Annotated in this window: 8 protein-coding genes and 2 pseudogenes; 9 read left to right on the top strand and 1 reads right to left on the bottom strand. The window is 73.8% G+C overall.

The features are described 5' to 3' along the window. From L0B03_RS10760 to L0B03_RS10745, 4 genes and pseudogenes are all read left to right on the top strand, one after another. A pseudogene (locus tag L0B03_RS10760) lies at positions 1-231 on the top strand (hypothetical protein); the annotation flags it as partial. Between the two features lie 3 nt (positions 232-234). Further along, positions 235-609: a hypothetical protein gene (locus L0B03_RS10755; protein WP_250445794.1), complete on the top strand. Its 375-nt coding sequence runs from the start codon at positions 235-237 to the stop codon at positions 607-609. Beyond that, positions 606-1106, top strand: a complete 501-nt coding sequence (locus tag L0B03_RS10750; RefSeq protein ID WP_250445793.1) for a DUF1795 domain-containing protein — start codon at positions 606-608, stop codon at positions 1104-1106. The genes L0B03_RS10755 and L0B03_RS10750 overlap by 4 nt, the downstream gene beginning before the upstream one ends. Next, on the top strand, positions 1106-1858 hold the full coding sequence (locus L0B03_RS10745) for a hypothetical protein (protein ID WP_250445792.1): 753 nt from the start codon (positions 1106-1108) through the stop codon (positions 1856-1858). Before L0B03_RS10750 ends, L0B03_RS10745 begins: the two co-directional genes overlap by 1 nt. Before the next feature lie 22 nt (positions 1859-1880). On the opposite strand, the gene L0B03_RS10740 is transcribed toward L0B03_RS10745, so the two are convergent. Further along, the gene (locus tag L0B03_RS10740) at positions 1881-2162 is read right to left on the bottom strand and encodes a hypothetical protein (RefSeq protein ID WP_250445791.1); all 282 of its coding nucleotides are present in this window, start codon (positions 2160-2162) and stop codon (positions 1881-1883) included. 235 nt (positions 2163-2397) lie between these two features. Between L0B03_RS10740 and L0B03_RS10735 the strand changes: the two genes are divergently transcribed. The 5 genes and pseudogenes from L0B03_RS10735 to L0B03_RS10715 form a co-directional block, all read left to right on the top strand. After that, the gene (locus L0B03_RS10735; protein ID WP_250445790.1) at positions 2398-3117 is read left to right on the top strand and encodes a hypothetical protein; all 720 of its coding nucleotides are present in this window, start codon (positions 2398-2400) and stop codon (positions 3115-3117) included. A 78-nt stretch (positions 3118-3195) separates the two neighbouring features. Then, on the top strand, positions 3196-4686 hold the full coding sequence (locus L0B03_RS10730) for a glucose-6-phosphate dehydrogenase (RefSeq protein WP_250445789.1): 1491 nt from the start codon (positions 3196-3198) through the stop codon (positions 4684-4686). A gap of 103 nt (positions 4687-4789) precedes the next feature. Continuing rightward, a complete protein-coding gene (locus L0B03_RS10725; protein ID WP_250445788.1) occupies positions 4790-5758 on the top strand; it encodes an ABC transporter ATP-binding protein in 969 nt (322 codons plus the stop codon). Then, on the top strand, positions 5755-6951 hold the full coding sequence (locus L0B03_RS10720) for an ABC transporter permease (protein WP_250445787.1): 1197 nt from the start codon (positions 5755-5757) through the stop codon (positions 6949-6951). Before L0B03_RS10725 ends, L0B03_RS10720 begins: the two co-directional genes overlap by 4 nt. Positions 6952-7028: 77 nt before the next feature. Next, positions 7029-7957, top strand: a pseudogene (locus L0B03_RS10715) (recombinase B); the annotation flags it as partial.

Here is a 7957-nt window from a genome sequence, read left to right as displayed (position 1 = left end):
GGTGCGATCGGCACGGCCGTCGGTGGGCCCGTCGGCACCGTCGTGGGCGGGGCCCTCGGCGGGATCGTCGGGGGCATCGCGGGCTCGACGGTCGGGCAGGAGATCGGCAGCTTCGTGGCCGAGACCGCCGGCGAGGTCACCGAGGCCGTGGTCGACGGGGTGAGCGACGCCGTGAGCGCTGCCGCCGACGGCCTGAGCGACGTCGCCGACGCCCTGACCTTCTGGAACTGAGCCATGGGCCTCGCACTCTCCCTGTCGGGCCTGGCCCTGCTGACCCTGACGCTGTGGTGGCGGACCGCACCGCGCTCGGGGCGGACCCGGTGGTGGACGGGCACGGACCTCAACGAGCGGAGCGTCCTGCTGGGGCTGCCCGGCTTCGCGCTGATGCTCGTGGCCGCCGGCCCGATGGGCACCTACGAGGGCGAGACCTGGAAGCTGTGGTTCGGCCTGGTCTTCGCCGTCGGCGCGGTCATGGCGATGTGGGCCTGGCTGTTCCTGCCCCTGCCACGATGGTTCCTGCCGCGCTGGTTCCGGGCCCAGCACGACCGCCGGGCCGCAGCACGACGCTCGGCCCGAGGATCCGCCCGAGCACGGAGAGGACGACGATGACCCATCCCCCCGAGGCCCCGGCCGCGCCGGGCTGGACGCGCCGGGAGGCGGCGGACGGTCGACTCTCCCTCGAGGTCCCGCCGGGGTGGGAGGTCGTCGAGGCCCCCTCCCCCGGCGTCGCCCTCGTGGTCGTCGAACCGCAGGACGGCACGGAGTTCCGCAGCAACCTCGTGCTCACGGTCGGGGAGCTGCCTCCCACCATGACCTTCCGGGACTGGCAGGCGGGCAACGACGAGCTCCTCGGCAGCTCGCTGCAGGAGTACCTCCTGGTCGACCTCGAGCACACCGAGGTCGGGGGGCTGCCGGCCGTGCGGCGCCTCGCGCACCACACTGCCCCGCCGGACCTCCCCGTCACGCTGCAGCAGTGGGCCGTGCTCGTCGACGGCCAGGGCGTGACGCTGAGCGCCACCACGACGGACCTCGGCTTCGGCCGGCTGGCGCCGGTCTTCGAGCGGGTCGGCGGCTCGCTGTCCCTCGAGGGGGCCTGGGCCCGGTGATGATCGACCTCGACCGCGCCGCGGGTCGGCTGAGGCTCGACCTCGCGGCCTTCGACGCGCTGGTCGTGGCCGCCGGGGGTGATGGCGGGCAGGCACCCCCGCAGGGGCCGACGACGTCGGAGGCCACCGCCGTCCTGACCACCGCAGGGGTGCTCGGCCCGCACGGGGTGGACGAGGCGGTGCGGCCGCTGGTCGACGCCGTCCGTCGGCCGGTCTGCCTGGTCACCCTGGACGTGGCCGGGCTGCGGGGGACGGCCGCGCACCGGTTCTGGCTCGCCCCCGGGACGGGGGCAGGTCTCCTGCACGTCTCAGGACCGACGCACCAGCTGGTGGGCGTCCAGCCCACGCACCTTCCCTCCGCCCTCGGACGCGTCGTGCGCCTCGCCCCCCGACCGCGGTTGCCCGAGGCGCCGCTCGACCTCGACCCTGCGGTGCTCCAGGACCTCGCGGACCCCGAGGCACGGCGCCGTCAGGCCACCGCCGACCAGCTCGGTGATGCTGCCCCCGCGGGCTGGGAGGCGTGGGCTGTCGAGCTCCGCGAGGGGCGCTGGCGAGGGTGGACGGTGACCGCGACCTGGCCCGGGGCCGACGAGGAGGTCGGTGGGCGCGTCCTCAGCGTCGTCGACACGGCGGCGGGCACCGTCGGGATGCTCGACGTCGAGGCCACGACCCTCCGGGCGACGACGCCGAGCGCCGTCTGGCTGGCGCTGTGCCGCCTGCTCCCGGCGGACGACGAGCTCCCGCCGGTCTGAGGTCGGCGGGACCGCCCTCGGCTCAGCGGCGCCGGTGCGTGGCTGAGCGGACGAGCCGGGAGACCTCGGCCACACCGAGCACCGCGACCTCCTTCTCCGCGAGCTGCCAGGCGAGGGAGTCGGTGATGTGCCCGTCGGCGCGCTCGACGACGAACTGCGCGCCACCGGGACGCCGCCCGGCCCGGGCGGGAACAGCGGGCAGAGGGGTCAGGTGCCAGGTGACGGCGTACCCGCGCAGCGGGTGGATGCCGTACAGGACGACGGCGGACGCGACCGCACGGGGTTCGTGGCTGAGCGTGGTCATCGTGACCTCCCTGGAACCGGGTCCCGCCTCCTGCGTCGCCCTTGCAGGACCCATCGGCCGCCGAGCACCGCGCGTGACGACTCCTCAGGGTGAGATCCGGGGCGGCACCCGGCCGCTGCGGGTCGTGGTCGGTCGTCGCCGTCCCTGATCCTCCACAGCGTCGTGGTCGGCCAGCGGTCCACAGGCGGCGCGGTCCTCGTGGGGATCCGCGGCCACGACAGGGTGGGCTGGCCCCATGGCTCAGCATCCCCGTCCATCCGCCCGGCTCCTGGCAGCGCTCGTGCTGGTGGCTCTCACGACCGCGGCGTGCGGCGCCGCGCAGCCGGCCGGTACGGGTCCGCCGCCCCTTGCCCCCGGTGAGCGGACCGACGGGGCTGACCCGACCAGCAGTGCCGACCCGACCAGCAGGGCCGACCCATCCGACGGCGAGGCGGCCCCACCGGACGCCAACGCCGTGGCCCTCGCGGCCGGGTCCCGGCTCGCGACCGAGCTCGGGGCAGGCCTCGACGTCGGCACCGCCCCGCTGACCGCCGAGGAGGTCGCGACCCTCCGCGCGGACCGGACCGACCTCGGCGCCGTCGGGGCGGCGTACCTGTTCCTCATGGCCTGGCGCCACGCCCTCGCGACCGGGGACGAGGAGCACCTGCAGACCCTCAGCGGACCCGGCTGCAGCTTCTGCGCGGCCGAGGCCCGACGCACCGGCGGCTCCCCGCTCGCCGCACCCGCCGAGGTCGCGCTCGTCGGGTGGCGGCTCGGCGAGGCCTTGCCCGACGGGGACTACCCGCACCATCGCGTCCACGTCGGCGTCTCGGTCGTGGCGTGGGAGCCCCCGACCGACGGGGAGCCCGACGCGAGAGTCACCCACCTCGAGGACCTCGATATGACCATCGCCCTGTCCTTGACCGAGCCGGGGTGGCAGGTCGAAGGGGTCGCGAGCTCCCCGTGGCAGGGGTGAGCGATCTCGACGGGCGCGCGGCGCGGGGCAGCCGTAGCGTCGACGGGGTCCGACGACGCCGAGCCGAGGGTCCCGACCGTGAGCGACCGCACGCCCCACCCGCACGAGACCGAGACCACACCGACCGGGAGCGACGCCGAGGGTCACCAGAAGCCGTTGATCCTCGTGCTCCACGGCGCGCGAGGCGATCTCTCGCGCCGCCTGGTCTTCCCCGCCCTGGCCACCCTGAACCGGCGCGGCCTGCTCCCCGAGCACTGGGCCCTGCTCGGCACCGGACGCGGGGCCAAGACCGACGAGGAGATGGCCGAGATCATCCGCGAGGCCCTCGACGAGTTCGGTGCCGGGGACGACGACGTCGAGCAGGACGCCGAGGTGCTCACCCGCCACACCCGGTACGCCCAGGAGGTCACCGAGGAGGACCCGGGGACCTTGCCCGACGTCCTCGACGAGCTGCGCCGCACCTTGGAGGAGTCCGGCAGCGAGGGCGAGGTGAACGTCGTGCACTACTTCGCGATCCCGCCGTCGGCCTTCATCCCCGCGACCCGGGCCCTGGCCGCGCACGACCTGACCGACGGCGTGCGCATCGTCTACGAGAAGCCCTACGGGGAGTCCCCCGAGTCCTTCCGCGAGCTCGACGCGGTGGTCCACGAGGTCTTCGACGAGGAGCAGGTCTTCCGGATCGACCACTTCCTCGGCAAGGAGGCCACCCAGAACCTGCACGTGCTGCGGTTCGCCAACGACCTCTTCGGCAGCGTGTGGGACCGGCACCACGTCGAGCAGGTGCAGATCGACGTGCCCGAGACCCTCGACGTCGCCCAGCGCGCCGAGTTCTACGACGGCACGGGCGCCGCCCTCGACATGGTCGTCAACCACCTCTTCCAGGTCGCCGCCCAGGTCGCGATGGAGGCCCCGCGCCAGCTCGCCGCGACCGACCTGGTGCGCGCCCGCGAAGAGGTCATCGGCTGCTTCCGGCCGCTGGACCCCACCCGCGACGTCGTCCTCGGGCAGTTCGAGGGCTACCGCGACATCGAGGGCGTGGCCGACGACTCCACCACGGACACCTTCGTGGCGGCGCGGCTGTGGATCGACAACCCCCGGTGGCAGGGCGTGCCCTTCGTGCTGCGGACCGGGAAGCAGATGGCGGCCTCGGCCCAGCGGGTCAGCCTCGTGCTGCGCCGCGACCCCGAGAAGCTCTTCGGCGACGAGGTCGACCACGGCGTGATCACCGTGTCCCTCGCCGGGGACGGCGCGATCGAGATCACCACCACCGTCAAGAAGCCCGGACCCGACCTCGCGCTCTCGAGCGGCACCGCCCGCCTCGACCTCGACGACGTGGACGGTGAGCCGCTGCCCTCCTACGCCTCGCTCCTGGTCGACGTGCTCCAGGGGGACCGGACCCTCTTCACGACCCCGACCGGGCTCGAGCACGCGTGGCAGGCCTTCGCCCCGCTCCTCGGCCAGGACCGTCCCGAGGTCCAGCCGTACCCGCGCGGGAGCTGGGGCCCCGAGGCAGCCGAGGAGCTCGCCGGCCCCGTCGGCTGGCTCCTCGGACGGGAGGACGCCTCTTGATACGTTGATCGCGCACCACGTTCCCGCACCGGCGGGACGTCGGGCGAGGGCGCCGCGTCCCCGCTGACGCGTGGTCCACGACCGATATCACGGGGGAACGCGCGTGAACGCGCTCGAGATCGACCACCTGAACAAGGCCTACGGCAGCCTCCGAGCCCTGACCGACCTGACCTTCGACGTCCGCGCCGGGGAGATCTTCGGCTTCGTCGGCTCCAACGGCGCGGGCAAGACCACCGCCATGCGGATCATGCTCGGCGTCCTGGCGGCGGACTCGGGACAGGTGCGGTGGAAGGGCAGCGAGCTCGACCTCGAGGCCCGCCGCCGCGTCGGGTACATGCCCGAGGAGCGTGGGCTCTACCCGAAGATGAAGGTCGGGGAGCAGCTCGAGTTCCTCGCCGGCCTGCACGGCATGAGCCCGACCGAGGCCACGCGCGCCGTCGAGCACTGGACCGACAGGCTGGGCGTCGGCGAGCGACGCGGTGACGACGTCGAGAAGCTCTCCCTCGGCAACCAGCAGCGGGTCCAGCTCGCCGCCGCCCTCGTGCACGACCCCGACGTCCTCGTCCTCGACGAGCCGTTCTCGGGCCTGGACCCCGTCGCGGTCGACGTCATGAGCGGGGTGCTCCGCGAGCGCGCCCAGGCGGGGGTCCCGGTGATCTTCTCCTCCCACCAGCTCGACCTGGTCGAGCGGCTCTGCGACCGTGTGGGCATCGTCCGCGCGGGCCGCATGGAAGCCCTCGGCACCATCGACGAGCTGCGCGCCACCGACCACCCGACCTGGTTGCTCGACGTCGACGCCGCGACCGATGCCGTCCTCCCCCGCCTCACGGCCCTGCCAGGACTCACCGCGACCCCGGTCCCCGAGCGCCCCGGCCAGCTCCACGTCGCGGCCACCACCCACGACGCCGAGACCCCCCGGGCGATCCTGCGTGCCGCGCTCGAGCTCGGCGCCGTGCGCGAGTTCAGCCCCGTCCGCCAGTCCCTCGCCGACCTCTTCCGTGGCGTCGTCTCGGCCGGGGAGGACCCCGCCGTCGACCCGTCGGCCTCCGATGCGAAGGAGAGCGCGCGATGAGCAGCCCCGTCTGGATGGTCACCAAGCGCGAGTTCCGCACGCGGATGATGACCAAGTCCAACATCATCTCCCTGTCGATCATGCTCGCCGTGATCGTCATCGGCGCCGTCGTCGGCAGCTTCTTCCTCGACCGCGACACCGAGGGGCCGAGCTCCTCGATCGCCGTCGAGCAGGGCGTCACCGCCCTGCAGCCCCACCTCGAGCAGGCCGCCACCGAGCAGGGCCTCGCGCTCGAGCTCAGCACCCTCACCACGGACGAGGCCGAGCAGGCCCTGATCGCCGAGGAGGACCCGCTCGACGCGCACCTGTCCGGCGACCCGTCCGCGCCCCGCATGCTCGTGGCCGAGACCGCCGACCCCGCCGTCGTCGAGATCGTGACCTCTGCGGTCAACGAGTACGTCCTGGCGGAGCAGATCGGTGCCCTCGGCGGGGACCCGGCCGACGTCGGGACCGCCCTGGCCACCGCCGCGCCGCAGGTCGAGTCCCTCGTGGCCCCTGAGGAGAGCGAGTTCGACGGCCCGGCCTTCGTGGTCTCCGTCGTGATGATCTCGCTGCTGCTCTTCGCCCTCATCGGTGGGGGCTCGATGATCTCCATGGGCGTGGTCGAGGAGAAGACCTCCCGCGTGGTCGAGCTGCTGCTCTCCACCATCAAGCCCACCCAGCTCCTCGCGGGCAAGATCCTCGGCATCGGCGCGTACGCGCTGTTCCAGATCGTCGTCCTCGGCGGAGCCCTGACCCTCGCCGTCACCGCCCTGGGACTCACCGAGGACATCGAGGTCAACGTCGGCGCGGCCCTCGGCCTGCTCGTCGTGTGGTTCCTGCTCGGCTACACGATCTACGCCCTGCTCTTCGGCGGGTTCGCGGCCCTCGTCTCCCGGCAGGAGGAGATCGGCTCGGTCACCACCCCGCTGATGTTCCTCCTCTTCATCCCGTACTACGTGACGATGTTCGTCGTCGTGAACGACCCCGACAGCACCCTCGCCCGGGTGCTGACCTTCATCCCGTTCTTCGCGCCCTTCGTCGTCCCGGTGCGCGACGCCCTGGGCGGCCTGCCGATGTGGGAGCTGGGCGTCTCGATCGGGCTGTGCCTGGTCACCATCCCCGTGCTCATCTGGCTCTCCGCCCGCGTCTACCAGCGGGGCGTGCTGCACACCGGCGGCCGCATGAAGCTCACCGAGGCCCTCAAGGGCTGAGCACGACCACGACCCGCCGGTCCGGCAGCCGTCCGGACCGGCGGTCGCGTGTCCGGGGTGACCACTAGCGTCGAGCCATGTTCCTCCTCGACGACGGCACCGTCGTCCACAGCGCGACCGATCTCGCCGCTGCCGCCGCCTGCGAGGTCGCGCTCCTGCGCACCTTCGACGTCCGGCTCGGTCTGATCCCGCCGCTGGACCTGCCCTCCGACGCGATGCTCGAGCGGACCGCGCACCTGGGCGACCAGCACGAGGAGCGCGTGCTCGCCGAGCACCTCGACCGGTACGGGCCGTGGGACCCGACCACCGGTCGAGGGGTGGCCGTCATCGAACGCCCTGAGCGCTCCGTGGGGACCACCCGCGCCGGCCTCGAGGCCAAGCACGCCGAGACCCTGCAGGTGCTGCGCACCGGGGCCGACGTCGTCTTCCAGGCCGGGTTCTTCGACGGGCGCTTCGGGGGCTGGGCGGACTTCCTCGTCCGCGAGGACGGCGCCGCGGGCACCGAGGGGGCCGGCTCGCCCGGGGCCGCCGGCAGCACGGCCGGCCCCGTGTACGCCGTGCACGACACCAAGCTCGCGCGGCACGCCAAGGTCACGGCCCTGCTCCAGCTCGCGGCCTACGCCGACCAGCTCCTCATGGCCGGGCTGCGGCCCGCCCCGCAGGTGCACCTCGTGCTCGGGGACCGCACCACCACGAGCCACCGCCTGGCCGACCTGCTGCCCGTGCTCCGGGACCGCCAGGCCCGGCTGCAGCGCATGCTCGACGAGCACCAGGCCGGCGGCACCCCGGCCACGTGGGGCGACCCTCGCTACCGGGCCTGCGGACGATGCGAGGTCTGCGCCCCCGAGGTCGAGGCCCGCCGGGACGTGCTGCTCGTCGCGGGGATGCGCACCACCCAGCGGGCACGCCTGCTCACCGCCGGCATCGCGACCGTCGAGGACCTCGCCACGAGCACGGGCCCCGTCGAGGGCATCGGCGGCCACGCCCTGGACGCCCTGCGCGCCCA

The organism is Actinotalea sp. C106, from assembly GCF_023630195.1.
Classification (GTDB): Bacteria; Actinomycetota; Actinomycetes; order Actinomycetales; family Cellulomonadaceae; genus Actinotalea.
The sequence above is the reverse complement of the archived record's forward strand: the minus strand, read 5'-3'. Positions and strand labels throughout refer to the sequence as shown.